This window comes from Pseudoalteromonas sp. UBA2102, assembly GCF_002331165.1.
Lineage (GTDB): Bacteria > Pseudomonadota > Gammaproteobacteria > Enterobacterales > Alteromonadaceae > Pseudoalteromonas > Pseudoalteromonas atlantica.
The window spans coordinates 60,885-61,786 of the sequence record NZ_DCYU01000111.1; the positions used below are offsets into that span (position 1 = coordinate 60,885).

Consider the following 902-nt stretch of genomic DNA (forward strand, 5'->3'; position numbering starts at 1 on the left):
ACGTTTGAAAAGGTAACACCGCTAAAAAATAGCTCAGGATTAAGTGCTGCGCCTTTAAACAACGCAACCTGATAAGTGCTCGCAGCTTGTATATCATCTGGTTTGAGTAAAAACCAATCTGGCTGACTGGCAAACATGGTGTTTAAATCGCTACCTGTAACCGTTACGCTATATAACGAATTAAAGCCCGGAGTGTTAGAGGGCTGGCGCTCAACATAGTAGGCTTTATGAAAGTCTTCTTGCGTTAAGGTCCCTGGTGTCCACCTCGTTTGTACTAATTCTGGGTTAAGCAGGGCCGCCGTTATATCACTTGCATGGGCTGCAGCTAAAGCCGTTATTTCTGCAAGTTCTAAACTACTTGGGTAGTTTTCAGAAATAGCAATTTCTGTATTTGCATCAGGCGCATAGCGGCCCATAATTTCATCAATTGCCAGCTTAGTTGGTTCATCACGTTCGCTAATGCTGTCAGTTTCAATGGTGCTGTAATCTATTACTGGTGATGTTTTATCTTGCAAGTTAAACGTAAGAGTAACATCGGTGATGCCTTTGGCGTAAAAATCTGGCTGAATAACCACAGCGCCGTTCTCGAGCGTATTATAACTTTCACCGCCATGAGTATGGCCGCCTAACACTAAATCAATACCGCTTACATCGGTTGCCATATCAATGTCTAAGCCTTCACCTAAATGGCTTAGCATTACCATGTAGTCAACATCGTCTTGGTATTGGTTTACTATACTTTGTGCTATTTGTTGCCACTGCCAGCTCATTTTAAATTGTTTGATAAAATCAGGTATAGGCTCATCATCTATCGGTTCGTCTAGCTCGTTCCAAGGTACTGAGGTCATACCAAATACACCTAAGGTCACACAGCCTACTTGTACTTTAGCAAAGCCTACAGC

The 902-nt window shown here is 42.7% G+C and carries 1 protein-coding gene; it reads right to left on the reverse strand.

Translation table 11 applies throughout. From position 1 onward, the window contains the following. A partial coding sequence (locus B2R65_RS15280) for a bifunctional UDP-sugar hydrolase/5'-nucleotidase (RefSeq protein WP_476748310.1) occupies positions 1–902 on the reverse strand: 902 nt, incomplete at both ends.